At 59.9% G+C, this 25,490-nt stretch carries 17 protein-coding genes and 1 pseudogene; 8 read left to right on the top strand and 10 right to left on the bottom strand.

All coding sequences use genetic code 11. The features are described 5' to 3' along the window. The first annotated feature begins 107 nt into the window (after positions 1-107). Together ACZ5C7_RS04535 and ACZ5C7_RS04530 are read left to right on the top strand one after the other, a co-directional pair. Complete coding sequence (locus ACZ5C7_RS04535) at positions 108-1,106, top strand: LLM class flavin-dependent oxidoreductase (RefSeq protein WP_464374908.1); 999 nt, start codon at positions 108-110, stop codon at positions 1,104-1,106. A 135-nt stretch (positions 1,107-1,241) separates the two neighbouring features. Beyond that, positions 1,242-2,399, top strand: a complete 1,158-nt coding sequence (locus tag ACZ5C7_RS04530; protein WP_464374907.1) for a mandelate racemase/muconate lactonizing enzyme family protein — start codon at positions 1,242-1,244, stop codon at positions 2,397-2,399. Between the two features lie 103 nt (positions 2,400-2,502). Here the strand turns inward: ACZ5C7_RS04530 and ACZ5C7_RS04525 are convergent, their stop codons facing one another. Together ACZ5C7_RS04525 and ACZ5C7_RS04520 are read right to left on the bottom strand one after the other, a co-directional pair. Next, a complete protein-coding gene (locus tag ACZ5C7_RS04525) occupies positions 2,503-3,639 on the bottom strand; it encodes an alanine racemase (RefSeq protein ID WP_464374906.1) in 1,137 nt (378 codons plus the stop codon). Between the two features lie 43 nt (positions 3,640-3,682). Next, positions 3,683-4,879, bottom strand: coding sequence for an aminotransferase class V-fold PLP-dependent enzyme (locus tag ACZ5C7_RS04520; protein WP_464374905.1), 1,197 nt, complete (start codon positions 4,877-4,879; stop codon positions 3,683-3,685). Between the two features lie 113 nt (positions 4,880-4,992). Between ACZ5C7_RS04520 and ACZ5C7_RS04515 the strand changes: the two genes are divergently transcribed. Continuing rightward, entirely contained in the window at positions 4,993-5,967 is a 975-nt protein-coding gene (locus ACZ5C7_RS04515; RefSeq protein ID WP_464374904.1) for an alpha/beta hydrolase, read from the top strand. A gap of 136 nt (positions 5,968-6,103) precedes the next feature. Further along, positions 6,104-6,478, top strand: a complete 375-nt coding sequence (locus ACZ5C7_RS04510) for a Rid family detoxifying hydrolase (RefSeq protein WP_464374903.1) — start codon at positions 6,104-6,106, stop codon at positions 6,476-6,478. Positions 6,479-6,496: 18 nt separating this feature from the next. On the opposite strand, the gene ACZ5C7_RS04505 is transcribed toward ACZ5C7_RS04510, so the two are convergent. The 6 genes from ACZ5C7_RS04505 to ACZ5C7_RS04480 all read right to left on the bottom strand — a co-directional run bounded on the left by ACZ5C7_RS04505 (position 6,497) and on the right by ACZ5C7_RS04480 (position 14,222). Continuing rightward, the gene (locus ACZ5C7_RS04505) at positions 6,497-7,300 is read right to left on the bottom strand and encodes a creatininase family protein (protein WP_464374902.1); all 804 of its coding nucleotides are present in this window, start codon (positions 7,298-7,300) and stop codon (positions 6,497-6,499) included. A 265-nt stretch (positions 7,301-7,565) separates the two neighbouring features. Then, positions 7,566-8,336 carry an IclR family transcriptional regulator gene (locus ACZ5C7_RS04500; protein ID WP_464374901.1) on the bottom strand — a complete coding sequence of 257 codons (771 nt, stop codon included), beginning with the start codon at positions 8,334-8,336 and terminating at the stop codon, positions 7,566-7,568. A 1,259-nt stretch (positions 8,337-9,595) separates the two neighbouring features. After that, positions 9,596-10,519 carry a carbohydrate ABC transporter permease gene (locus tag ACZ5C7_RS04495; protein ID WP_464374900.1) on the bottom strand — a complete coding sequence of 308 codons (924 nt, stop codon included), beginning with the start codon at positions 10,517-10,519 and terminating at the stop codon, positions 9,596-9,598. Between the two features lies 1 nt (position 10,520). After that, positions 10,521-11,516, bottom strand: a complete 996-nt coding sequence (locus ACZ5C7_RS04490; protein ID WP_464374899.1) for a carbohydrate ABC transporter permease — start codon at positions 11,514-11,516, stop codon at positions 10,521-10,523. Further along, a complete protein-coding gene (locus ACZ5C7_RS04485) occupies positions 11,513-12,961 on the bottom strand; it encodes an extracellular solute-binding protein (RefSeq protein ID WP_464374898.1) in 1,449 nt (482 codons plus the stop codon). Before ACZ5C7_RS04485 ends, ACZ5C7_RS04490 begins: the two co-directional genes overlap by 4 nt. 121 nt (positions 12,962-13,082) lie before the next feature. Continuing rightward, on the bottom strand, positions 13,083-14,222 hold the full coding sequence (locus ACZ5C7_RS04480; protein WP_464374897.1) for an ABC transporter ATP-binding protein: 1,140 nt from the start codon (positions 14,220-14,222) through the stop codon (positions 13,083-13,085). A 150-nt stretch (positions 14,223-14,372) separates the two neighbouring features. Here ACZ5C7_RS04480 and ACZ5C7_RS04475 point away from each other — a divergent pair, with 150 nt between their 5' ends. Further along, entirely contained in the window at positions 14,373-17,318 is a 2,946-nt protein-coding gene (locus ACZ5C7_RS04475) for a glycoside hydrolase family 3 C-terminal domain-containing protein (protein ID WP_464374896.1), read from the top strand. A gap of 51 nt (positions 17,319-17,369) precedes the next feature. Continuing rightward, positions 17,370-18,491, top strand: a complete 1,122-nt coding sequence (locus ACZ5C7_RS04470; RefSeq protein ID WP_464374895.1) for a Gfo/Idh/MocA family protein — start codon at positions 17,370-17,372, stop codon at positions 18,489-18,491. A gap of 693 nt (positions 18,492-19,184) precedes the next feature. Here the strand turns inward: ACZ5C7_RS04470 and ACZ5C7_RS04465 are convergent. Next, positions 19,185-19,282, bottom strand: a pseudogene (locus ACZ5C7_RS04465) (IS5/IS1182 family transposase); the annotation flags it as partial. A 732-nt stretch (positions 19,283-20,014) separates the two neighbouring features. On the opposite strand from ACZ5C7_RS04465, the gene ACZ5C7_RS04460 reads away from it, so the two are divergent. Continuing rightward, a complete protein-coding gene (locus ACZ5C7_RS04460; protein ID WP_285253032.1) occupies positions 20,015-21,343 on the top strand; it encodes an IS4 family transposase in 1,329 nt (442 codons plus the stop codon). A 694-nt stretch (positions 21,344-22,037) separates the two neighbouring features. On the opposite strand, the gene ACZ5C7_RS04455 is transcribed toward ACZ5C7_RS04460, so the two are convergent. Further along, the gene (locus ACZ5C7_RS04455) at positions 22,038-23,861 is read right to left on the bottom strand and encodes a multicopper oxidase family protein (protein WP_464374894.1); all 1,824 of its coding nucleotides are present in this window, start codon (positions 23,859-23,861) and stop codon (positions 22,038-22,040) included. Positions 23,862-24,472: 611 nt separating this feature from the next. Between ACZ5C7_RS04455 and ACZ5C7_RS04450 the strand changes: the two genes are divergently transcribed. After that, entirely contained in the window at positions 24,473-25,273 is an 801-nt protein-coding gene (locus ACZ5C7_RS04450; RefSeq protein WP_464374893.1) for an IclR family transcriptional regulator, read from the top strand. Positions 25,274-25,490 lie beyond the last annotated feature (217 nt).

Raw genomic sequence — 25,490 nt, 5'->3', positions numbered from 1 at the left:
TGCGAGGAACCCGCCGAAGACGCCGGAGGGCGACATCCGATCGCGGCCTCGTCCTTGCCGCACGGTAGCTCGCCAGTTATATTAGGGCGTGCGACAAGCGTTGGGATATGGTGTTAGAGATACACTACAACGTCTACGGCTGTTTCCGTGACCCGCGGTCGGATATCGATATCGCGAAGACTGCCGTCGACGCCGGATTCGAGGGGATCTGGATCGGCGATCACTTCCTGCCGTGGATCGACTCGCGACCGTACACTCACCACGTCTTTCCCTGGTTCGGATCGCTGATGAGCGAAGTTCCCGACGTCCCCGTCGGGACCTCCGTGACCTGTCCGATCTTCCGGTACCGGCCGCCGCAGGTCGCTCAGGCGTTCGCGACGCTCGACAACATGTATCCGGGCCGGATGAACCTCGGCGTCGGCGTCGGAGAGGCGCTCAACGAGGCTCATTTCGTGGATGGGGACTGGCCCGAATGGGGTGCCCGCGCCCAGATGCTGATCGAGGCGATCGACGTCATGAAGCGCCTCTGGAGCGAGGACGGCTACGTCGACTACGACGGAGACCACTTCCAGTACGAGGGGATCAAACTCTACACCGAGGCGAAGTCCGATATCCCGGTCCACTGGGCCGGCTGGGGACCGAAGTCGGTCGAACTCGCCGGGCGATTCGCGGACCACCTCCTGACGGTCGCGCCGGCCGCCCAGATCGAATCCCGAATCGTCCCAAATTTCAAGGAGGGACTGGAGAAGGCGAACCGCGACTTCGGATCGGTCGACGTGACCACGGAGTTCACCGCGAACATCGGCGATCCCGACGAACTCGCCGCGGAGCTCCGCGACATGGGGGAGTACACACCTGACGACACCGAACTCGACAATCCGGATCCGCGTTCGATCCAACGTGTCGCGGACCAGCGCCTCGAAGAACTCTCCGATGCGGAGTTAATCGAGGAGAACAATATCACCGACGACCCGGACGACATCGTCTCGGAGCTCGAAGCCCTCGAAGACGCCGGCGTCTCCCGAGTGCTCGTCGGGTCGAAGTGTGGCGACCCCTACGAAACGATCGAAGCGTTCGAGGAGCACGTTATCCCACATTTCGAATGACGACCCCATCGGCAACGAATCCCCGTTCTCAGCGAAGCTTGACGCGATAAAGGGCGGTTCCACCCGCGCCAGCGAGCGTTCGACTCGATTGCACACATGCGAGGTTTTAATAGATCAGTCACGCTCCCATCGTGTATGGAAATCACTGGCGTAGAAGCGTATGCTGTGAACGCGAACGTCGTCGACCTGAAAGACGGCGGGATCTCTCCCTACGTAACGAACCACGGCGCCGTCGAGGACGTCGATCGGATACTGGTCCGTGTAGACACCGACGAAGGGATCTCCGGGTGGGGTGAGATGCGGGTGTTCCTCTCGCCGAAGACGACAGTCACGACGCTGGAAGACGGCGTCGCACCGATCATCGAGGGGCACTCGCCGTTCGAGGTCGAGAGTCTGCGTCGGCTGTTGTTCATCGAGTACACGAACGTCGATATGTTCTTCTCAGCTGTCGAGATGGCCTGTTGGGATATCGTCGGGAAGAGCCTGGAAAAGCCGATTTACGAACTGCTCGGCGGATGGACCGCGCCGGGGACGACGACGCGTCGGATGGATACCGAGTACGACCAGAAAAACACCGTCGACACGGCCTACTGTCTCGGTATCCTCTCGCTCGAGGAGTCCCGGGCCCACGCCGCGAAAGCGCTCGATGAAGGGTTCGACGTACTGAAGACCAAAGCGGGTCGCGACTGGAAGCGGGACGTCGAGCGGATCGTTGCGATGGATGACGAGGTCGACGGACGGCTCGAGTTCCGGCTCGACCCGAACCAGGGGTGGCGTCTCGACGAGGCGGTCCGCGTCGGCGCGGCGCTGGCCGACGCCGGCGTCTACCTTCAGTACCTCGAACAGCCGATCCAAGTCGACAGCCACCGGTCGCTGGCGCGCCTGCGCCAACGTACCCCGCAACCGATCGCCCCGAACGAAGACACGTATATCGCCCACAACCTGCGCGAACTTATCGAACACGGCGCGCTCGATGTCGCCGTCGTCGACATGACGCCTGCCGGCGGCATTTCCGGACTGCGCCAGCTCGCAGCGATCGCCGAGGACGCCGGGGTCCCGATGGCACACCACTGTGCGTTCGACCTTGGGATCCGGACCGCCGCGATCATGCACGCCGTCAGCGGCATTCCCGGGTTCACGCTCCCGCCGGACACCGTCTACTACGCCTGGGAAGACGACGTGATCGAGGAGCCCTTCGAGATCGAAGACGGGGCAATCGCAGTCCCCGACGAGCCCGGTCTCGGAATCACGGTCGACGAGGACAAGATTTCGGAGCACCGGATCGACGGCTGATTACGGTCGACACCCCGTTGTCTCGCATCGACGTAACCACTCGATCCGCATCAAAAATATCTCCTTTTCGACCGTCGGCGCACGGAATTCGGTCGATCCCGCGTTACTTCCCTTTGCCGCGGGCTTGCACGTTCCACACTTCCTCGACGCGGCCGTCGCGCGTACCGATCAGCGTGTCGTGTAGGTTGACGGTCGTGCAGACGTGCGGGACGATAATCTCCAGTCGATCCCCGACCTCGATCGGCTCGTCGGCCTCGCTCGCGTCGATCCACCCGTGCTCTTCGGAGGCGTTAACGTACGCGATATCGTCGCGTCCCTTCGGAATCGGGCGGCTATCGACATCGAACGACATCGTCTTACTGCCGGCGTTGACGACCGCCCTGTCGTCAGTCGGTTTCGAGATTACGGTCGTCAGGACCGTCAGCGCACAGTCCTCCGGACCAATCGGGCCGGCCCAGGAGACGACGTTGGCGTCGTTGAACGGGTACATTCCGGGGTTGATCTCCGTAACGACGGAGTGCTTACCGCTGTGTCGTGACGTGCCGGTCGAGCCGACCTTCACCTCGTCGACCTGAATACCCTCCGCCTCCAGCAGTTCGACCGTCTCCTGGAGTTCGTCCATGGCCGCTTCACAAAGCTGCTCGTAATCAGCCTCGGACTCGGCTTCGCCGTTGACGTGGCCCTCGAATCCCATGAGTCCGGCGAACGACAGGTTGTCGGCGTCGACGATCCGCTCTGCCATCTCCAGGGCCGGCTCGCCGGACGCGACGCCCGTTCGGTCGAGGCCGACATCGACCTCGAGGACCGCGTCGAGGGTCGTGTCGTGTCTGGCGGCCGCCGCCTGCAGCGGATTGGCGTTACCCGGGCAGTCGACGGTGGTCGCGAACGAGTCGAGGCGCTCGGAGAGCCACACGAGGCGGTCCAGTTTCGACTCTTCGACGACCATGTACGAGAGGTAGATATCGGAGACGCCGTTCTGAGCCATCACTTCGGCTTCGCTCAGTGTCTGGCAGAGGATACCGTCGCCGCCCGACAGCTCCTCCTGTCGGTGGGCGATGTCCGGAATCTTGTGGGTCTTAACGTGCGACCGCAACGCTACGTCGTGGTATTGCGCAAACTCGGCGAACTCCCGCATGTTGGCCTCCATCGTGTCGAGGTCGACGACGACCGCGGGCGTCTCCAGTTCGTCTCGGGGCTGGTACAGGCTCGGTGCGCCATCCGCTGGTGTCGGTGTCGGCATGTCTACCTATCGAGTCCCACCTCAGCACAATAAAACTGGCTTCTCAGGCGTTCGCCAGCAGTCGTTCGACGACGTACTCCGCCTCGTCGTCGGTGAGGCACATCGGATTGAGCGAGAAGCCGCCAGTAGGAACGTCGGCCGCGCCGACGAACACACGGGGTTCTTCTCGTCGGAGCCCCCGAACGATTTCGGCCGCGTCCCAATCCTCGCCGACGGTGACCGCCACCGACGAGACGACCTCCTCGTCGCTGTGTAACACCACCGAGTCATATGCATCGCTGTCGGACACCCCCTCAGCCATCGTGACAGCGCGCTCGTGCCACTCATTGCGGACCTCTGCCTCGTCCTCCTCGAGGAACAACTCCAACGCGCGAATCAGACCGACGATTTCCTCCTTACCGACCTTCATCGGCCGGCCGATTCCGTGTCGTGGGACGCCGGGAAGTTCCTCGGTATCGATCAACGATGCAGGCGGATCCCACACATCTTCGACCGCATCCGTGTCGAGGTGCTGGAGCGCGACCGATCGGATCAGGTCCTCGCTACCCGCGAGAATACCGGTGGACTGGGGACCGCGAATCGCCTTGCCGCCGCTGAACGCGACGAGATCCGCCCCCGCTTCGACGGACCGGCGGAGATTCGACCGCGGCGGGAGTTCGGCAGCCGCGTCGACGATCACCGGCACGTCGTGCTCGCGAGCGACCTTGACGACCGCCGAAAGCGGCGTTTCGGTCGCCGGGGTTGCGACGTATGCGATGGCCGCGGTGTCCTCGGTGATCGCGTCGGCGTACTCCCACGGTTCGACACTCACCGATCCCGATCCGAGCGCCCTGTCGTTCGTTCCGATATCGACGACGGTCGCGCCAGCCACCCGGAACGCCCTTGAGTACTCAGTGTTCTGATCCCGCGGCAGAACGATCTCGTCCGCCAGATCGCCCGTCTCAGGAAGACGGGACATCGCACCGAGATCGTTTCCGGCGATACAGGCCGCCGCGGCGAGCGTCAGAGCCCCAGCCGCCCCGCTGGTGACATAGCCTGCGTCCGCACCCGTCGCTTCGGCGATATGATCGGACGCCACCGCTTGGAGATCCGAAATACGAACGTGCGCGTTCGCGGCCTCGCGCATCGAGTCGGCTGCCTCCGAACGCATGATTGAACCGCTGAGCCGTGTTTTTGTCCCCGCTGCGTTGACGACGGTCGAGACGCCAAGTTCGTCGTAGATCGAACTCTCCTCGTGCATACCAATCGTGGTATAGCACATCAGCTAAAAAACATTGCTACCGTTCGGCGGGGACGGAGGCACCGAACAATAGATATTTGAAACGTGCCAACGACTGACTATGCGTTCACTCTATGACGGAGCCGTTACGGGCCGATCTCCACCCGGAGATCGAAGAGATGTTCGAAGAAGCACAGACGACGGGCAAACCGACGACGCACCACGTGTCCCCGACGGGTGCTCGACAGCTAGTCGGGCGGGCGATCGAGGAGGCAGAACTGCTCTCCGATCCGGAGCCGATCAGCGGCGACGTGATCGACTACCTCATCGACGGCCCGGCTGGCGATCTTCCCGTCCGGGTGTACACGCCGGACGATCGGGGCAGGCACCCCGTTCTCGTCTGGTTCCACGGCGGCGGCTGGGTTCGCGGGAGCATCGACGCCGCCGACGGTGTCTGCAGGGCGCTGGTCAACCGAGCCGGATGTAGTGTCGTCTCCGTCGGGTACCGACTCGCTCCCGAGCATCCGTTCCCGGCGGGACTCGAGGATTGTTACGCCGCGACCGAGTGGGTAGCCGAGCACCCGGAAGTCCCGCTCGCCGATCCCGATCGGATCGCCGTCGGCGGGGCGAGCGCGGGCGGAAACCTCGCGACAGCGGTGTCGCTATTAGCGCGCGACCGCGGCGGCCCCGATATCGCCTACCAGCTACTCGGCGTGCCGGTAACTGACACCGCCATCGACACCGAATCCTACCGCGAGAACGCCGAGGGGTACGGGTTGTACCGCGAGGACATGCGGTTCTACTGGGACCACTACCTGGAGAACGACGTCGACGGAGCGAACCCTTACGCCGCCCCGCTCCACGCGAGAGATCTGTCCGGCCTGCCGCCAGGAACGGTCGTCACGGCCGGCTGGGATCCGCTTCGCGACGAGGGGATCGCGTACTATGAGCGACTCGACGCCGCGGGCGTCGACGTGACACTCGATCACTACCCGGACATGCCACACAACGTCATAAGCGCGACGTATCTACGCGAGGAACTCGGCCGGACGCCGGAAGCGTACGAGGACGTGGCCGGTCGACTGCGCGACGCCTTCGATCTCGAGTGAGGAAAACCTCGTTACTCCGGCAACCCGAGACACACCGGGTCGAACCGTCAAATAAGGAAATATTGGTTCGGATCCGTTCGACAACGTACCCGCTGACAGCAGTTTTAAGACGGTTCTGTGTGAAGCCGAAACTGCAATGGAAGAGATCACCACAGACGAGGCTCCGGCGAGCATCGGCCCGTTCTCACAAGCGATTCGCGACGGCGACCGCATCTTCGTCTCGGGCCAAGGACCGATCGACGCTGAGAGCGGCGACATCGTCGGCAACGACATCGGAGAGGAGACCGCACAGACGCTCAAGAACGTCCGCGCGGTCCTCGAGGCCGCGGGGGCGTCGCTAGACGACGTCGTGAAAGCGACCGTATTCGTCCAAGATATGGATAATTACGACGAGATCAACGAGGTATACGGCGAGTACATGAGCGAGCCGTACCCCGCGCGCAGCGCCGTACAGGTCGAAGACCTACCGGTCGATATCGGCGTCGAAATTGAAGTGATCGCGACCGCATAGTCGACCGCTTCCGCCGTTCTATCGGTTTCGTTCGTGGACGTCGCACAGCAGCGACTCCAGTTCGTCGCCGAGCAGCTCGTAGATTCGCTCGCCTTTCTCGACCGAGGCCAGACTTGGATCGCCGATAGCGCCGTTCGCGGAGTACTCCTCGAACCCGCGGTAGACCGCGAGCGGGCCGCCTTCTACCAGATCTTTCGTTCCGAGGTCGTACGGCTCGTCCATGTACGTGCCCTCGAGCTGGTCGACATCGACGAGCTCCTCGCGCAGGTACAGCATGAGGGAGGTTTCGAACTCGCCGCCGTGGGCCATCCCGCCGATGTCGCTCTCGCGGATCTCGTCGATGAAGCCGCTCGCGAGCTGAAAGTACGTGAGACCGAGTACTTCGACATCGTCGTGGTCTGCACCGATCGTGCTGACGGCGCCATCGATCAGCGACATATTTCCGCCGTGTCCGTTCAGCAGTACCAGTGCGTCAAAGTCGTTCTCGAGTGCGGTAGCTGCGATATCCTCGATCGCAGCCAACATGTGATCGAACTCCAGCGACACCGTTCCGCCGAAGCTGAGGTGATGGGGTGAAAAACCGCTCCAGAACGCCGGAAGCATGAGGATCGGGACGTCGTCGGTCACTCGCTCTGCGCCGAGCGTCGCAACGCCTTCGACGAGGATGCTGTCAGTGGCCACCGGGAGGTGATTACCGTGTTGCTCGACGCTCCCGATCGGGACAACGAGCACTGAACCGTCCAGTTCGCCGATCTCGCCGATCTCGTCGTACGTGTGACTACCCCAAGAGACGCTATCCGCTACCGAGTCTTCGAATGGCATATGTGTCAAGTGCTTGTTCGACGGTAAAAAGGTTCCCCTCGAATCGGACCCGGAACGCTCAGGCGTCCCGTTCGGTCGGTAGAACAGGGGCGATGGACCACTAAAGTGAACACACGGCACTCGAGGAGCCGCTGGGCGGTGATATCGCGTTCGTGACGGACTATCGATTCTGCAGCCAGATCAGCGCTGGCGAGCTGACGTGACGCTTCCGACAGCGCGGACAGAGAGAAACCGCGCCCGGATTCCAACGATGTTGGAAATACGATTAGTAGTTGTAGCGGATCGAAATGACGTTCGCCTTCCGCTTCAGTTGAGCGACGTACTCATCGCACAGTTGGGGAGTCATCTTGTTCTTCGGAGCGTTGATACCGAGGGCAGCGACCGTGTTCCCGTCAACGTCGGTTAGTGGTACCGACACGCTTCGGATGCCGACTTTCCGCTCTTCGTCCTCGATCGTGAACCCCTGCCGATTGATCTGGTCGACCTCTTCGAAGAGTTCCGCTCGGTCGGTGATCGTGTTCTCGGTCGCCTTCGGGAGACCCTGGCAATCGACGATGCGAGTGATTTCCTCGTCCGGGAGGCTCGCAAGCAGCGTCTTCCCGAGTGACGTCCAGTGAAGATACGTGTGTTCGCCGACGTGAATCCTGTCATTGATGGCGTCCTCGCCCTCGATCTGCCACAGTTCGACTCGCTTATCGTTCTCGATGACGCCGATACCGACCGTCTCACCGGTTTCTTGAGAGAGGTCAATCATCTCGTGGCGCGCCGCCGAAAAAACGTCCAGTCGACTTCGGACGCGACTGCCGATATCTAGGAACCGTAAACTCAGGCGGTACTCGCTCCCGTCGACGATTACGTAATCCAGGCTCTCCAGCGTCTGCAGGTAGACGTACACCGTGCTCGTCGGCATATCGAGCGCCGTGGCGAGTTCGGAGACGCCGGCGCTCCCGCGCTCTTTCAGCTCTTCAACGATAGTGAATCCTTTTACCAGTGCGTTGATTCGTTGCCCCGACGATCCCGTGTTGTTGGTTGCCATACGCCAATATATCCATAATCACTGAAAAAACTATCTAAATTAGCTATGATTTCCAACATACCTGAGCAGGTCTGCGTTATCATATAGCACATATAGTAAACTGTATTCCGATGGGTCCCATTGCCGCCGCAGTGCCCGGCTTCCAGAATGAATCGCCGATATACGCCCCCGCGTTCAGGAACGCATCCGAATAGTCGGTATTCCACGACCGGACCTTATCGATTGCCAGAAAGACCACTTGACAGCATGTGGTCCCTGTTTCGGTACTGCGACTTGAATGGATACTGTTGCAGACCATCCCTCAAAGTTCCTTCTTTCACTATACTGCAGTCGTCATCGACGCGGACCCGTCTCGATGGCCAACACTCGCCGCAGGTAATTATACAAAAATACCGTTGTAAAGAGTGGCGGATCAAGCGCCTGCTTGTGCCCGATTCGAGACAGCTATCGAGATCCGCGCCCCTATTACAATAGTATGTGTGTAACTCTAAAAGAGAACGCACTGGGATCTCGGACGATGAGCCACCTTGTTCCCCCGCCGCTTCGAGAGCGACGCGGTGGGAAAGCGGGTATTCTATACCGTAGAACAGTCCAGTGGGACAGTTTTTCACGTGTTCTCCGTACCGTGATACCTCCCGGAATCGGCAGGTACGGTGCACGTTCGCTGGTTGAACGTTCCACAATCGCCGTTTACCGGATTGTAGTGCAGTCGTGCTGTTGACTGTTTTTAATCGTGGTCTCTCGAGTCGTCCCGTCTGGAAGCGTTCGCTCAATCGCGGATCGAACGCCTTGCTCGACGATCAATACTGCACGATGTCGAATCGGGGCTGAATGCGGCTTAACACCGATCAATTGCGCACACAAGAGCCAACGAGGATCCCTCCGCCATCGTCGATAATAGCTCACCGCGTTACCTATAGTCAGGGGTTTGTTCTATGTACACGTGTCTCGTTCTTTTTTATAGAATCGAGGAACACTGAAGTCCGAAATTCGGAGATTGATTTCAGTGGAGCCGTCTCCCGTCGCTTCGTTCGAGGAGAGCGTCGATACCCGAAATTCACATGGGCCCGGCGGGACGTTCGTCGTCCCGTCCGGTACCACGCCGACGATCCGTTTCGACAGGTAGGCGATCGCTTTCGAGCGGTTCGTCTGCGATCGGGGAGGTGAGGACTCCGATGTCCGTACGTAATCGTCGCGCAACACTGCGAAAATTCTTGGGGGAGATCTGCGAATTCGTCGGGAAAGACTCCCGTGGCGGACTACTCCTTGAGCGCGCCCTGCGTGAGTCCGCTCACGATCCGCTCCTGGGCGAGCATGACGAGCACCGCCATCGGGATGACGCCGATGATGCTCGCCGCGGCCATCAGGTTATACGACACCTGCTGAGTGCCCTGGAAGGCGAAGACGCCGTGTAGCACCGGCGACCAGTCATCGGGCGCCCCGCTCACCATGAGGTACGAGAAGAAGAACTCGTTGTAGACGATGATGAACGTGAGGATCCCCGCCGTCGCCACGCCTGGTGCCGACAGCGGGACGATGATCCGGAAGAGGGCTCCGATCCGGGTCGATCCCTCGACGCGGGCGGCGTCCTCCAATCCGTCCGGGATCTGTCGGTAGAACGTCGTCAAGAGGAAGATGATGAGCGGCATGGTGATGGCGCTCAGCGGCATGACGATGCTCCACGGCGTGTTGTACAACTCGGGAGCGCTGATCCCGAAGAGGGTAACCTGGCCCGTAAAGAGTCGAAAGAGGGGGATCAGGAAGGCGACTGGTGGGAAGTACGAGATCACGAGGATCAGTAGCAATAGCGGCGTTCGACCCCGGAATTCGTACCTCCCGAAGACGTAGCCCGCAATGCTCCCGACGGTCAACACGATAACCGTCGAGAGCGTGGCGATGGCGATGCTGTTCAGCATGTAAATGTGAAAGGGGACGACCTCGAATACCTCGAGGAACGCACCGGGATTGAATCCCTTCGGTAAAAACCCCATGTCGGAGATGCGTGCGTTCGGCGTCAGCGCGAGGACGAACAGCCAGTAGAAGGGGAAGAGAAAAATGGTTACGAAGAACCCGATGCCGACGTACGTCAACCACCGGTACACCGTCTCCGGGTTGTTGATTGCTTGCTGTACGGTTCGTTCGATCCTGTTTTTCGTGTCGGTTTCGGCCGATGATTCTGCCATATTACGTCCCTCCGGTCTCCTGTTTTCTGAGCTGTACGAGATAGCCGACGAGGAGGATGCCGATGACGGCCGCGATGATGAACGCGACGGCTGCTGCTGAGCCGTACCGGTTCGCGCTCCAGAGGTCGATGACGAGACAACTGAGGGTCGGAACGGTGTTACAGCCCGCAGTCGACTCGACCAGGCCGTACACTTTGAGCGCGCCGATCGTTCGAAACAGAAGCGCGACGAGCAACGCGGGGAGTACGAGGGGGAACGTGATCGTTTTGAACTGCTGGATTTTCGAGGCGCCCGCGACCTTGGAGACGTTGTAGAGGCTGCGATCGATGCTCTGTAGCCCCGCGAGAATAAGCAGCGCCATGAACGCCGACTGCTTCCAGACGTCGGCGAAGATCGCGATCAGCAGCCCGTCCCGACTGGTCGCGAGCGGCGTCGAAGAGATCAGCCCGAGGTCGTTGAGCGGTCCGACGGCGAATCCGATCGACGGCTGGAACATCAGGTAGAAGATCATCCCCTGGATTACGATCGGGACGGTCCAGGGAAGGATCATCGCGACGCGAACCCACCGGCGGCCTCGAAACTCCTTGTTCAGGATGAGCGCCATCGCGAAGCCGAGCACCGTTTCGATGAAGACCGCACTGACCGTGTAGATCAGCGTCACTGGCACGGCGCTCGTGAACGGATCCGAGAGGCTGAAGAACGGCCGTTGCAGGCTCGCCTCGCCGGTGAGGATATCGACGTAGTTCTGCAGGCCGACGAACTCGCCGGTCGGATCCGCCGTGGCGACGCTGTCGGCGTGCATGGAGATGTTTGCCGTGTGAACCAGCGGCCAGATGGCCATCGTTCCCAACAGCGCGAACACCGGCAGCAACATCATGTAGACGAACTGCGTGTCGCTACGTCGTTCGAGCCAGTTGAGGAGCGTAATGTCCACGCGGTAGCGCGGCGTCGCCGTCCGCGTCTGAGTCACCGCCGACGAACGGTCTTCGGTGCTCATGAATCGCTGTGAGATTCCTCGAGTTCGGTCAGTCTCGAGTCGAGGTTCGACATCGCTTCCTCGACCCCGCTATTGCCCATCAGCGCGTCGTTGACCTCCTGTGCGACGGGGTCGGACTGCTGGCTCCAGACGACCGTCGCCGGGCGGGCCATCGTGTGCTCGCCGACGTACGACAAGGTGTCGAGATATCGACCCATGATCGGAACGTCATCAGCGCTCTCCAAGACGTCCGGGTTCGGCGGGATGTGTCCGACGAGTTCGAAATTTGCCCGCTGGAACTCCTCCGTCGTCAGGGCTTCCAGGAACTCGAGACACTCGTCGAGTTGATCCGTGTTGGGGTTCACGCAGTAGTTCCAGCCGCCGAGGGCGCCGACCGAGCCGCCGGTTCCGGGGTACTCGCCCTCGCCTTCCGGGACCCCGTACGGTAACGGCATCACGCCCATGTCTTCCCCAAGCGCGTCGTCGTCGCCGTTGATGTTGATCGAGTACGGCCAGTTTCGAAGCGCGACGGCGTCGCCGTCGGTAAACGGCTGCATCGAAGGCGAGAGACCCCACTGGAACGCCTCGTCGGCGGTGATCCGGCCTGCGAACTCGTCGAGCGTGTCCGGCTCGTCCGTTCCGTGAATGAAGGTTCGTGCCATCCGTAAGGCCTCGAACACTGGCTCCTCGGCGACCGTCACGGGACGGTCGCCGATCGGACCGTACAAGTTCTCGGTTGGATCGCCGAAGTACGCCCCGCCCCACGAGCTGACGAACTCGTTGAAGACGCAGCAGGCCAACTGGATCTCAGAGGAGGCCTGCCAGTTGTAGCCGTGGGTGACGTCCGACTGCTCGTAGACGTCCGCGAGTTCGTGAGAGAACTGCTCCCACGACAGGGGATCGGTTCGGTGTTGCTCCCAATCGTAACCCGCGTCTTCGACCAGGTCCTTCCGGTACTGGATCGTCGGAAAGTCGGGGTACAGCGGTACGCCGTAGAGCTCCGAGTCCTGACCGACCGTCGAGTTGACGCTCTGTTCGAAGTAATCGTTGTGGACGGTATCGAGGGTCTCTTCGGGGAGTTCCCCCTCGAGGTTGAGAACCTGTCCCCGGACGATAAACGGCAGTGTCCAGCCGCTGTCGAACGTGAGCAGGTCCGGTTTCGCCTGATTGGACGAGAGCCACTGCGAGTACTGGTTTTGCATCTCGTCGGTGTCCGAGCCGCCGCTGATGAACTCGAGATCTACGTCTTCGGACAGCCCCGCGTCGTACAGCGCCTGCTGGATTTCATCGCTGTTGTTTTGCCACTCGTTCGTGGCGGTCAACTGCAGCGGGGAGTCCCCGTCGCTACCGAAGCACCCGGCCAAACCCGCCGTGATACCCGTTGCACCCGTGAGTTCGATAAACCGCCGGCGTCGAATTGTCCGTCGGTCGATGTCGGCGGTCTCATTACTACTGATAGCTGGCATACACGTCGTATAGCTTATCAGACGTGCATATATATGTTTCCATTACCCATGGGAACTAATTACAACCATAAGATGCAGTCTCCCGACACCGTCGAGCACATTCGCCGTCGCGACTCGTTTCTTAGGACATCGGCGTCGACTCCCGCTTTAACCCGTGGACTATGGCGTCCCCCGTCGGCGTCTCAAACAGGTGGATATTCGACTGGTCAAAGGTGATCTCGACCACCTCGTTTTCGGCTATCTCCGTATCTGGATCGACGCTCATCAATAGGTGGTCCCGCTCGAGGTCCGCGGCGTTCTCCTCAGTCCGTGCATCGGGATCGGGAATCAGGTAGACGAACATCTTCTCGCCGATCGGCTCGATCACGTCGACCGACGCGTGGACGGAGCCGGCCGTCTCGGAAAGGCGATGATCGTCCGCGGGGTAGATATCTTCGGGACGGATCCCCAGCGTTACGGCGTTCAGATCGTCCAGTCCAACCGCGTCGACGGTGACGGCCTCGGATTCGAAGCGGTGATCGACGACGGCACCCTCCATGAAGTTCATCGATGGCGAGCCAATAAAGCCGGCGACGAACCGGTTCGCCGGCTCTTCGTAGCACGTCAGCGGCGGGTCGATCTGCTGGAGTTCGCCGTCGTTAATGATCGCGACCCGATCCGACATCGTCATCGCTTCCTCCTGATCGTGGGTGACGTAGACCGCCGTCACGTCCAGTTTGCGCTGAATGCGCTGGAGCTCCGTTCGCATGTGCACGCGGAGTTTCGCGTCGAGGTTCGCGAGCGGTTCGTCCATCAGGAACACCTCAGGATCGCGAACGATCGCGCGTCCGATCGCCACGCGCTGTCGCTGACCGCCCGAGAGTTCGCTCGGCATCCGATCGAGCATCCCGTCCAGTTGAAGGATTTCGACGGCTTCGTTGACCCGTCGTTCGATTATCTCGTCTTCCGCGCCGCGGATGCGAAGCCCGTAACTCATGTTATCGAAGACGTCCATGTGCGGGAACAGCGCGATATTCTGAAACACCATCGCGATGTTCCGATCTTTCGGCGGGAGGTCGGAGACGTCCTCGCCGTCGATAGCGACCGCCCCGTCCGACTGCTTCGTCAACCCGCTGATCATCTCGAGCGTCGTCGACTTCCCACAGCCGGAGGGGCCGACGAGGGAGAGGAACTCGCCGTCTTCGATCTCGATGTCTATGCCGTCGACGGCGACAATAGTACCATACTGTTTGCTCACTTGGTCCAGATGAACAGAACCCATATCTGCAATTTCATAGTTGATCTACATAAAGATTCGTGCTGGGAAGCGTCGTTCGAACGACGCGAACCAAAAATGTCGACACAGGAAACGGTAGTGGTAACATACATATTTTTAGTACCGCCCGAATATGGTGTTAGTGGAGTGACCGAAATGGTTAGTCAAATTCGCAGAGATTTACTCACGAGCATCGGAGCGGGAACGAGCCTGACGCTGTTAGGCGGCGTCGGGCGTGCCGACACCGGCGATGAGAGCGACGGCGCGGAGGATAGCAGCGAGCCATTCGACGAGCACGTTGCCGACTTGCTCGAGCGGCTTACCGTCGAAGAAAAGGTATCGCTGCTCCACCAGTACCAGCCGCCGATTGAGCGGGCCGGCCTCGAGTCGTTCCGGACAGGGACAGAGGCGCTTCATGGCGTCGCCTGGCTGGGCGAGGCGACCGTCTTTCCGCAGGTGATCGGACTCGGAAGCACGTGGGATCCCGACCTCGTCTCTCGCGTTAGCGATGCTATCGGCGACGAGGTCCGCGGAAAACACGACGCGACCGACGGGGGCGTCGGACTCAACGTCTGGTCCCCGACCGTCGATCCGCTCCGCGATCCGCGGTGGGGACGCAACGAGGAGGGGTTCGCCGAAGATCCGCTGTTGAGCGGCGAGCTCTCGAGGGCGTACGTGAGCGGGTTGGCCGGCGATCATCCGGACTACCACAAAACCGCGCCGGTACTCAAACACTTCATCGGATACAACAACGAGACCGAGCGAACGACGACCAACGCCGAGATTCCGCCGCAACTCTTACACGACTATTACCTGCCGTTCTTCCGACCGCCGATCGAGGATGGGAGCGCGGTCGGCGTGATGGCCTCGTACAACCTCCTCAACGGGCGGCCGGTGACCGTCTCGCCGCTCATGGACACCGCGGTCCGGGAGTGGGCGCCGGACGAGAATGCGGTGTTGAACGTCAGCGACGCTTGGGCGCCGGCGAACCTAACCGACGCTCAGGAGTACTTCGACACGGAGGAACGGGCGCGCGCCGCCGCCGTGCTCGCTGGACTCGATAGCTTCACCGAGTACGGCGCCGACAGCTCGACGACGGTCGACGCGGTACTCGGCGCACTCGAGGAGGGCTATCTGTTCGAAGACGACCTCGATGAGGCGGCCGGCCACGTCTTGACGGTTCGATCGCTGCTCGGCGAGTTTCTGGATCCGGAGGACGATCCCTACGCGGACCTCACCGACGACGTAATCGGCCACCCCGCGCATCGAGAACTCGCCCGCGAAGCCGCACGCGACGGGACCGTCCTCATCAAAAACGACGGCGACGACCGTACGCTCCCCCTCTCGGAGAACGAGAGCGTCGCCGTCGTCGGGCCGCTCTCGGATAGGGTGTTCGACGACTGGTACAGCGGGATACCGCCGTACCGTATCACTCTCCGGGACGGGATGCGCGATCGACTCGGCCCCGACTGGATCCGCTCCGACACCGGCGTGGATCGGATCGCACTCCGGGAGCGATCGTCCGGGGAGTACGTGACGGCCGACGTCGGAAAGGGCGGCGGCGTTCTGGGGCTCCAGGCGACCGACGCGCCGAGCGTCCAGCTGTTCGAGTCCGTCCAGTGGACGGACGATACCTGGACGCTACGGGCGACGGCGAACGAGCGGTACGTGACTGTCGAGGATGGCCAACTCGTGAATTCCGCGGACCAGCCGGGCGGTTGGGAGGTCGTCGAGGAAGCGTTCGAGTTCGTCGACGCCGACGGTGGAGGGGTGGCGCTTCGTCACCCGAGCAGCGGTCAGTTCGTCCTGATCGAAGACGGGGCGCTTCGGGCCAGTGCCGACGATCGGGCCGAGGCGGCCGCGTTCGATCTCGAGGTTCGAACCGACGGGATCGAAGCCGCGGTCGAGGCCGCGAGCGACGCCGACGCCGCCGTCGTGATGGTCGGGACGCACCCGCTGATCGGCGGGCGGGAGACCCAGGACCGCGAGGAACTCGCCTTGCCGCCGTCTCAGCGGGAACTCGTCGAGCGCGTTAGCGACGCCCAGTCCCGGACCGCGGTCGTCTTTCAGAGCAGTTACCCGGTGCACCTCGACGGCGTCGAAGATCGCGTTTCCTCGATCCTGTGGACCAGCCACGCCGGTCAAGAGACCGGTCACGCCCTGACGGATATCCTCGTCGGTGACGTTTCCCCCGGCGGCCGGTTGACCCAGACCTGGCCTCGTTCGGCCGACCAGCTGCCGGATATCACGGAGTACAACATCGCCGAGACGGGGATGACGTACCGCTATGGTCAGGAGGACCCGCTGTACGCGTTCGGCCACGGGCTCTCCTACAGCAACTTCGAGTACGACGGTCTTCGGATCTCGCCGAGCGGTCCGCTCGAGTCCGGCGAGACGGCGACCGTCAGCGTTCGCGTAACCAATACAGGCTCGATGGCCGCCGACGAAGTCGTCCAGCTTTACACCGAGCAGCGTCAGTCGCGGACCACGCAGCCCGAGCGGGTGTTGCGCGGGTTCGAGCGGGTCCACCTCGAGCCGGAGGAGACCGTGACCGTCGAAATCGATCTCGAGTTTGACGCGTTTTCGTTTTGGGACGTCACGCGCGGCGAACGTACCGTCGAACGCGCCACGCACGCGGTTTGTCTCGGTTCCGCGTCGGACGACATCCGGGAGCGCGGATCGATCCGCGTAGACGGCGAGGAGATCCCGCCGCGCGACCTCTCCGAGGAGACGCGAGCCGTCGACGCCGACGACTGGACATGGTCCGAGATCGAACTGTTAGACCAGTCGCAGTCGGCGGGAACCGTCGTCGGCATGACTGATGGCTCGTGGCTCTCGTTCGCCGACGTGGACCTACGAGACGGGCCGACGGAGGCGACCGTCTCGGTCGCCAGAGCGGATTCCGGGTCGGCCGCGCTGGAACTCCGGCGCGGATCGCCGTCCGGTCCGGTGCTGGGCCGGACGGACGTCCCGTCGACGGGCGACGTCTACGAGTACGAGGAACACACGATGTTGCTCGAGGGCGCAAGCGGGAACAGTCAGGACCTCATCGTCGTGGCTCGCGACGGCGATGTTCGTATCCACACGATTCGTCTCGAGTGAGCCGCTCATCGCGTCGGTACTTTCAAGGAACGTGCCGTGAGAGTACGCATCGTGGCTTGCCAACTGATACAAATCGGAACCGGCAACCAGGGTGAGGCCTGGTGTCGGGAGTTCCTCCCGCCGAACGTCGAGGATGGCACCGTCGAGGTCGTCGCGGCCGTCGACGTGAACGAGGACGCGCTGGCGAACGCCACCGGTGCGCTATCGCTTTCCGAGGACCGATGCTACACCGACGCTGAAACGGCGATGCGCGAACGGGACGCGGACGCCGTGGCGCTCGTCGTCCCGCCACACGTCCGCACGGATCTCGTCTCCCTCGCGGTCGAGTACGACCTCGACGTGCTCGTGGAGAAGCCGATCGCGGATTCGTTGGACGCCGCCCTCGAGATCGTCGAACTGGTCGAGGAGAGCGGAACGAAGATGGGCGTCACGATGAGCCACCGATTCCGTCGGGACATCACGACGCTCCGGCGACGACTTCGATCGGGCGAGTACGGACCCGTCGACCACCTGTACGCACGGTACGCCGTCAACGCTCGGTCGCGCGGTAGCTGGGCCGGCGAACGGCTCTACGACCTCGAGGAGCATCCGCTGCTGGTCGACGGCGCGATCCACCACCTCGACCTGCTGGCGGACATGGCGGGCGGTCGCGCAGAGACGGTGTTCTGTCAGTCGTGGAACCCGCCGTACTCCGACTTCGCGGGCGATCCGAACGCGGTCGTCCAGCTCAGCATGGAAAACGGCGCGACGATCGTCTACGAGGGGCTGAACACCTCCGCCGCCAGTTTCAACGGTTGGTGGTCGGAACACGTTCGCGCGAACTGCGAGGAGGCTACGCTCGTCCTCGACGGCGGCGACCTCCAACGGTTTCCCTACGAGCGCGCCGCGGAGGGCTGTCTCGGCCACACGTCCCTCGAGTCGGGCGAGTCGGTCCCCCTCGAGACCCGGGAGAAGTGGGGGAACGCGTGGCTCATCGAGCGGTTCGCCGAGTGGTGTGAAGGCGGCGAGCCGATGGAGACGAACGCGCGCGAGAATCTCCGGGCGATGGCGATCGTCTTCGCCGCCATCGAGAGCGCCGAAACCGGCGAGGCGGTTCGGATACGGGCGTTTCTGGACGAACGGATCGATCCCAATTCACCGCTCTCGACAGACGCTACTCGCGATCCGTTGTGAGGGGAACACAGCGGTATCGTAACGCACTCATCCGCGTATGCAACGTCGAGAAATACCGAACGGAACCCGCCGTCCGCGTATCCGAACCGACGAGAGACGAGAAGCCGTAGGGTATCGTCGATGCCGTTGTCAGGATCGGCCCGACGGAACGCGCTTTCCGTCTTCGCCTCTTTCAATCACGTACTCATCGATCCGCTGGCGACGTCCTTCGCCTGGATATCGGAATACGACCCAGTGTCGTCTCGATAAACGTGTGTTGGAGTTCCGACTGTGGTATCGTAGCCGTTAGAATATTTCACTCGAATTAGAGTAGTATATAGTGATTCGTTTTGGTAATATCATTATAGAAGAATTACATATATTCCGATAAGATAAAAAAGCATTGTATAGATAAGGAAAACCGCAAGAAGGGGTAACGGTGAAGGTGTGACGAAACCGACGAAGCTACGATAGCGTCTCTAATACAAGTGGAACTCGATCGACGAGCAGCAAAATTCGACTCCTTCAGTATACTTCTTACGATGAGTGAGTATTGTAGCAGTCAATAAGCGCGTCGCAACAGCTGCTGAAACGCCGGTCTATACCAGAAGCGCTTAACTAGACCGTGCGATCATACGATAGCTATCGGTCTAAGCAGATAAAGGAACTCCGAAGGTATGCTAAATACACGTTCTGTACTGATCGTCATAGGGTTCGGTCGAAATTATAGGAGTATCGAGCCACAGACGGTGCGCTAACTGAAATACCTCTTGAACGAATCGGGGCAACCGTGACTTCGGCAGAGTCTGCATTCAATTACACTACTGGCCAAATCTGTAACTCTTCAAGTATTTCAACAGAGCCGAAGAACCGTACTTCCAGACGTCGGACGTCATAGCGGCCCATGACGACTTCGTCTTTGTCACGTTACTAGCGAACTCACCTGAACTAAATCCGGTCAAAGAGTGCTGTATCGTGTGTTATTACTTCTAAAGTATAATACAGAACCCATCCGTCTCGCTTTTCAAATCGGATTATCGCTGATGATAATAAACGGAACCTACAGGAGGATAGACGTCGAAGGGACGGATCCGTGACCGAAGAGACCCGCGTACCCATCCCTCGAGAACCGAACGGTTCGCTGCCAGACTCCGCAAGCGTTCGGTCACAACGGAACTATGATGGAGTCAGCCGATGGCGACTGCTCCGACCGCGAGTGGCCGTCGATGCTTGCTCCACTTGAGAGCGATCGATACTGGGTTCTCGCGGAGTACTGGCAAGAGTTTTCGGACCCATAGGCAGATACCTAGCGGTATTTCACCGGCGATCGTGCCGTCGTCGACGACGATGGACACATAACGATCATCGGTCGTGACGACGATGTAATCACGATTGGAAACCGCCGCCTCAGAACGGCCGAACTCGAGGCTGCAATCACAACTGTTGATGGCGTTACCGAAGCCGCCATCCGTTCTAGTTTAGCAGATCGGGGTATCCAGAGACGCCAAGCTAGAATCGTCAGTAACTAGGAATGTGAGAATCCGGTGGGAAGTGTGTACAAACCACCGGATTCAGTAGTTGTGAATCGGATTCAAAGAGCGTTTCCATCTGATGAGTTGCGCGAGCGTGCTCGCGCAACGAATCTCATCCAGCGAGAGCGGAAACTCGACGTCGTCGCCCTGTTTTACACGCTTTCACTCGGCTTCGCTGCCGGATCTGATCGATCCATTCAGGCGTTTCTCGAACGCTACGTCGAGATGGCTGACTGTGACGAACTCTCGTATGCAACGTTTCACGGCTGGTTCAAACCGGGATTCGTTGCACTCCTTCGAGAGATTCTCGATGACGCCATCGAGAATCTCGATACGGGCCAAACCGAGCTTACCGGACGTCTCGAACGATTTCGAGACGTCCTCATCGTCGATGCTACGGTCATCTCGCTCTACCAAGACGCCAGAGACGTCTATGCACTCGATGACGACCGAGCCGGGGCGAAACTTCACCTCACCGAATCGCTCTCGGCGGGGCTTCCGACACGATTCCAGACAACCGATGCAACCACCCACGAACGGAGCCAGCTACCCACCGGTGAGTGGGTAGCTGGCGCCCTCATCCTGTTCGATCTCGGCTACTACGATTTTTGGCTGTTCGACCGCATTGACGCCAATGACGGCTGGTTCGTCTCCCGTGTCAAAGACAACGCTGACTTCGAGATCGTCGAAGAACTCCGGACGTGTCGCGGGAACAGCATTCCGCTGGAGGGGCAGTCGCTGCAGGCCGTCTTGGACGACCTGCAGCGACAGGAAATCGACGTACAGATCACGCTCTCGTTCGACCGCAAACGAGGGTCGGGCGCCAGCGCGACCCGAACCTTCCGATTAGTCGGCGTTCGCAACGACGACAGCGGCGAGTATCATCTGTACCTGACAAATCTGGACAGAGACGACTACCGCGCGCCCGATATCGCACAGCTCTATCGGGCGCGCTGGGAGATCGAACTGCTGTTCAAAGAACTGAAATCGCGGTTCGGTTTGGACGAGATCAACACGACGGACGCCTACATCATCGAGGCGCTGATCATCATGGCAGCACTCTCGTTGCTGATGAGCCGAGTTATTGTCGACGAACTCCAGAAACTGGACGCAAAACAGCGAGACTGCGCCGACGACGCCGAGGCGTCGTCGACGCGCCTCCCTCGACGACGCTGTTCACACGCCGTCGAACGGCACGCGCACCTGATCCAGTTGTACCTGATGCTGGATCTGGGGTACGAACTACCGGATCTTGATTCGTTGTTGCTGTGGTCGTCACGAGATCCAAATCCACATCGTCCGAGGTTACGTGAACAAGTAGAGTCAGGCGAGTTCTGGTAGAGAACTCGCCTGACGAGACGGTCTGGATCGCCCGGCCTGATCAGCGACGGCTTTGGAACGGCGGCGCACTCACGACCGCGAGTGCGCCGCCTTCGACGGGAGAGAAGGTCGAACAGTAGCTGGTCTGCCGGAACAGCAGTGATCTCGGTGTGATTGTGGTCAGACTCGACGTAATTTCGGCGTGATCTTCGTCTCAGTCGGTCACTAAGCTAGAACGGATGCCGAAGCCGCTGCCGTCACCGACCGTTCCATCAGCGAAATCGCACTCTGCGTCTTTGCAACCCTCGAACAAGGACAGTGGGATTAGAACGCCATCCGAGATGCCATTGCGGATGCAATCGCTGAGAACGTCGGCGAGTTCGCACGGCCAGCGAGCGTCGTATTCACGCCTGAACTACCCGAAACTCACTCCGAAAAGACAAAATGTACCGACTTCTCGAGCGCGTCGTCAACGACCGGCCGCTTACGGACAGCGACACTCTTCGGAACCCGGAAATCCTCGGTGAACTCGAAACGATTTAAAATCGGAAGTGAGCAGTCAAGAATCCTCTTGACCACCGATTCCTTGTCCGCTGCCTGACGGGATATTTCTACGTTCTCGAGTCTCTACTGAATGGGTTCGATCCTGTCGATACCGATGCAGGTGATCGGCTCACCTTCCTCACCGGTGGCTAGCCGCGGTCGACGCCTCGTCCTATTCAGTATGAGTATCAGCATCGTCCGAGCGGGGGCGGACTTCGAGCGGACGCATCATATCGTGGTCCTCATGTTCGATCATGTGACAGTGCCACATATACGTGCCCGTCTGATCGTTAAATAGCCCTTCATACTCCCCGAAGTGGACGATCACGTGGACGACTTCGCCGGGGTCGACGGTGATAACGTCGTTCCATCCTCGTTCGTACGGTTCGGGTGCCGCAAGCGCGTCCAGATCGATCTCGTCTTCCGGATCGTGGTCCCCGATCGACTGTCGTCCCAGCATTTGGAAGTGCACGAGATGGAGATGTATCGGATGAGACATCGCACTTCGGTTAGCGAAACTCCAAATCTCGGTATCTCCGAGTGAGGGGTCCTCGGTAACGGGTGCACCCATCTCGAGGCCGTCCTGGTCTTGGGCTGTTCCGAGCAAGTGTAGCTGTCGTCCGTAGTCATCGGTTGCTCCGCCGTTGAGTGTGAGATACCGCTCATTGTCGACCGACTCCACGGGAATTTCCGGGACCTGCGTCAGCTTGTCGGGAAGTTGATCGGCGGCTCGTGTATCCCCCACGTCGCTCACGTCTATGAGCATAATCTCGGGAAGCGGTACGATGTCGTCGTCGGCTGAACGTATCTCACCGCGATACTGAGCAGGTACATCGTTGTGTAGCAGCAGCGTCTCTCCGGCGTACTCGGTGAAGTCAACGACAACGTCGGCACGCTGGCTTGAGCCGAGTTCGAGGCGGTCGTCGATCTCTACCGGCGTCGAAAGGAGACCACCATCGTTCCCAATCTGGACAAATGGCGGCCCGCTACGGCCAGTCTCGCCTGATGATTCGTCGTACTGAAGGAGTTTGAGGTTATAAAATCGGCTGTTAGAACCGTTGAGGAGCCGAAAGCGATACGAGCTGGATTCGACGGAGAGCCGAGGCCAGGCCTTCCCGTTGACAACCGATGTGTCGCCGTAGAACTGCGGCACGATACTCGGGTCAGGATGCGACTCGTCGCTGCCGCCTTGCTCGTCCGAGACGACCGTCGGATAGAATAACGACCCGTCCTCGTCGAAACTCCGATCCTGGAGTACAAGCGGAACCTCGTACTCGCCGTCGGGCAGGTCGAGGTTTCGTTCGTGATCGTTCCGCAGGAGATAGAATCCTGCGAGCCCGGCGTACACGTTGAGTCGCGTGATACCGAGCGCGTGGTCGTGATACCACAGCGTCGCCGGCGGTTGGTCGTTCACGTAGTAGTAGTCTTTCTTCTCGAACTCGGGGCCCGTTTCCTGGAAGTCACGCGTGAACCACGCCTGCGCCTGTCCGTCGCTCTCTGATTCGATGTTTCCGCCGTGAAGGTGTGTCACCGTCCGGACGCCCGGCATATCGTACGGAATGATGTCATCGTGAATCGTCGTGTCGACGGGCAAAAGGTGTTCGTCCGGGAGGTCGTTCGTCCACTGGACATAGATCGGTTCGCCCTGCTCGGCTTCGATCGTTGGTCCCGGAAACTGTCCGTCATACCCCCAAACGGTCGTCGGTGGGAGGTCGCGGTGTAGCTCTTGCTCGACCTCGCCCATTGTCACCTTGTAGTAGGGCTGACCGTCCTTCGTCCCGGACGGTTCCGCGATGTCTGGCCGAGGGACCTCGTCAAGCCACTTCTCGAGATCGGGCGACGAGTGGTCCGTTATCGTCTCCACACTTTCGGTCGTCGGTGGATTCGTCTCTCCTGACGAACAGCCCGCGAGCGCCGAGATTCCCGCGGCACCAGCAACCATGCACAGCTCACGGCGCGATATCACTTGTCGAGGTCCTCCAGCGCGATTATTCATAGTACACATAAGCGTATGATGTCCCAGTATATGTGGAGTCAACCGATTCCTACTGAGTCGGAATCCGAAGAAGGGACATCACCTGAAGCGGCCTATCGCAGCCGTCCTCGTTCCCGAAACGTGGAACAAGATGTGAATCGATCCAGAGCCAATGTGGTCACACCAACATCATTATGGTTCATCCGGAATAAGCTGTCTAGACATACCCCGGTAGCTGCTAGAGATACCTTGATTACCATGAGCGAACTCCCTCCCCAGTTACAGACGTTCGATATCGTGGAAACCGATGTCGTAGTGCAAGAATATCTACAAACGGAGTGTCTGGATCATCCGACGAGAGGACCGTACATAAAATCACGAGTGCTATACGAGGGTGTCGAAGACAAGATTGACGACCGGTTTTCCCTGGAACTATTCGGATTATTCTGTGAAAGCCGATCGTATTTGGAGAAGTGGTCGAGAGGATACAACGGATCGTATCGGTATCGGATCTTGCAAGAGCATCTCCGCTAACGGTCTCTGTATTGAACATCTAAGTAGAATCATGCTAAGAACACTTAATAGTCCGACTTAAGCGAATCATTATAGTGCTTCAGCCGTTACAGACAACCATGACCAAGCAGACGGCGAAAACCACGGAACGATCGCTGGGCATAATCGACACGATTCAGAAAATGGGCGGTGCAACACTCGATGAACTGGATGGTGAATTGGAGATCTCGAGAAGTACGATTCACCTTCACCTCCAGACCCTTCTCGAAGGAGGGTATCTCACAAAGGAGGGTGCGGTATATCACATCGGATTGCGGTTTCTCAATCACGGCGAGTATGCACGCTCACGCAAAAAGGCGTACACGCTGGCGAAGCAGACTGTAACAGAACTTTCCGACCGGATCGACGAAGAGGTCGAATTCGTCGTCGAGAACGATAATCGCGGCATCCTTGTCCACGAATCTTTCCATCCGGACAGCCACTTTCCGTCCAAGGAACGACATATCTCTACCGCGCTTAGCTCCGCCGGGATCTACTATTACCTCCACAGCGTTGCAACCGGCAAAGCGATTCTTGCCGAATTACCCGACGAGCGCGTCAAAGCGGTATTGGACGACTGGGGACTCCCTAGACAAACACCATACACAATCACAGACCGGGACGACTTCTTACAGGAACTCGAGCAGATTCGCGATCGAGGTGTTGCATTCGCCGACGAAGAGTACGTCGACGGTCTTAGAGAAGTCGGGCGACGCGTGACAGGTCCCGGTGGGAGCGTTCTCGGTGCGATTGCCATCATCGGCCCGAAGTATCGATTCACGGACGAGCGGTACACTACCGAGCTGCCGGAGATACTGACGGAATACGTCGATGACCTCGAGACCGAAATCAGAGATTCGTACTTGGACGATTATCGCTAAGTAATCGGGTCGCTCACGAGTTTCGGCGAATGATTCGAATTTACTGTACCATTATATACGCTCCCTGTTGCGGAACGGGATTGCGACTTGAATTACAGAAGTATGTATGTAATTACGAAACCGCACGACGCGTCGTCGACATTGTTCGGAAAATTTGGACTATTATATACTATCAAACGTGGACGCTGCGTTCTCGGAGAACCGCCGACCGTCGTCA

Source organism: Halostagnicola alkaliphila (genome assembly GCF_055379965.1).
The sequence above is the reverse complement of the archived record's forward strand: the minus strand, read 5'-3'. Positions and strand labels throughout refer to the sequence as shown.

Excerpts from the sequence above, each read along its gene's own strand:
- ACZ5C7_RS04520 (WP_464374905.1), bottom strand. The coding sequence starts at position 4,879 with ATGCACGAGGAGAGTTCGATCTACGACGAACTTGGCGTCTCGACCGTC.
- ACZ5C7_RS04475 (WP_464374896.1), top strand. The coding sequence starts at position 14,373 with ATGGTTAGTCAAATTCGCAGAGATTTACTCACGAGCATCGGAGCGGGA.
- ACZ5C7_RS04525 (WP_464374906.1), bottom strand. The coding sequence starts at position 3,639 with ATGCCGACACCGACACCAGCGGATGGCGCACCGAGCCTGTACCAGCCC.
- ACZ5C7_RS04515 (WP_464374904.1), top strand. The coding sequence starts at position 4,993 with ATGACGGAGCCGTTACGGGCCGATCTCCACCCGGAGATCGAAGAGATG.
- ACZ5C7_RS04455 (WP_464374894.1), bottom strand. The coding sequence starts at position 23,861 with ATGAATAATCGCGCTGGAGGACCTCGACAAGTGATATCGCGCCGTGAG.
- ACZ5C7_RS04480 (WP_464374897.1), bottom strand. The coding sequence starts at position 14,222 with ATGGGTTCTGTTCATCTGGACCAAGTGAGCAAACAGTATGGTACTATT.
- ACZ5C7_RS04535 (WP_464374908.1), top strand. The coding sequence starts at position 108 with ATGGTGTTAGAGATACACTACAACGTCTACGGCTGTTTCCGTGACCCG.
- ACZ5C7_RS04450 (WP_464374893.1), top strand. The coding sequence starts at position 24,473 with ATGACCAAGCAGACGGCGAAAACCACGGAACGATCGCTGGGCATAATC.
- ACZ5C7_RS04495 (WP_464374900.1), bottom strand. The coding sequence starts at position 10,519 with ATGGCAGAATCATCGGCCGAAACCGACACGAAAAACAGGATCGAACGA.
- ACZ5C7_RS04505 (WP_464374902.1), bottom strand. The coding sequence starts at position 7,300 with ATGCCATTCGAAGACTCGGTAGCGGATAGCGTCTCTTGGGGTAGTCAC.
- ACZ5C7_RS04490 (WP_464374899.1), bottom strand. The coding sequence starts at position 11,516 with ATGAGCACCGAAGACCGTTCGTCGGCGGTGACTCAGACGCGGACGGCG.
- ACZ5C7_RS04510 (WP_464374903.1), top strand. The coding sequence starts at position 6,104 with ATGGAAGAGATCACCACAGACGAGGCTCCGGCGAGCATCGGCCCGTTC.
- ACZ5C7_RS04530 (WP_464374907.1), top strand. The coding sequence starts at position 1,242 with ATGGAAATCACTGGCGTAGAAGCGTATGCTGTGAACGCGAACGTCGTC.
- ACZ5C7_RS04500 (WP_464374901.1), bottom strand. The coding sequence starts at position 8,336 with ATGGCAACCAACAACACGGGATCGTCGGGGCAACGAATCAACGCACTG.
- ACZ5C7_RS04485 (WP_464374898.1), bottom strand. The coding sequence starts at position 12,961 with ATGCCAGCTATCAGTAGTAATGAGACCGCCGACATCGACCGACGGACA.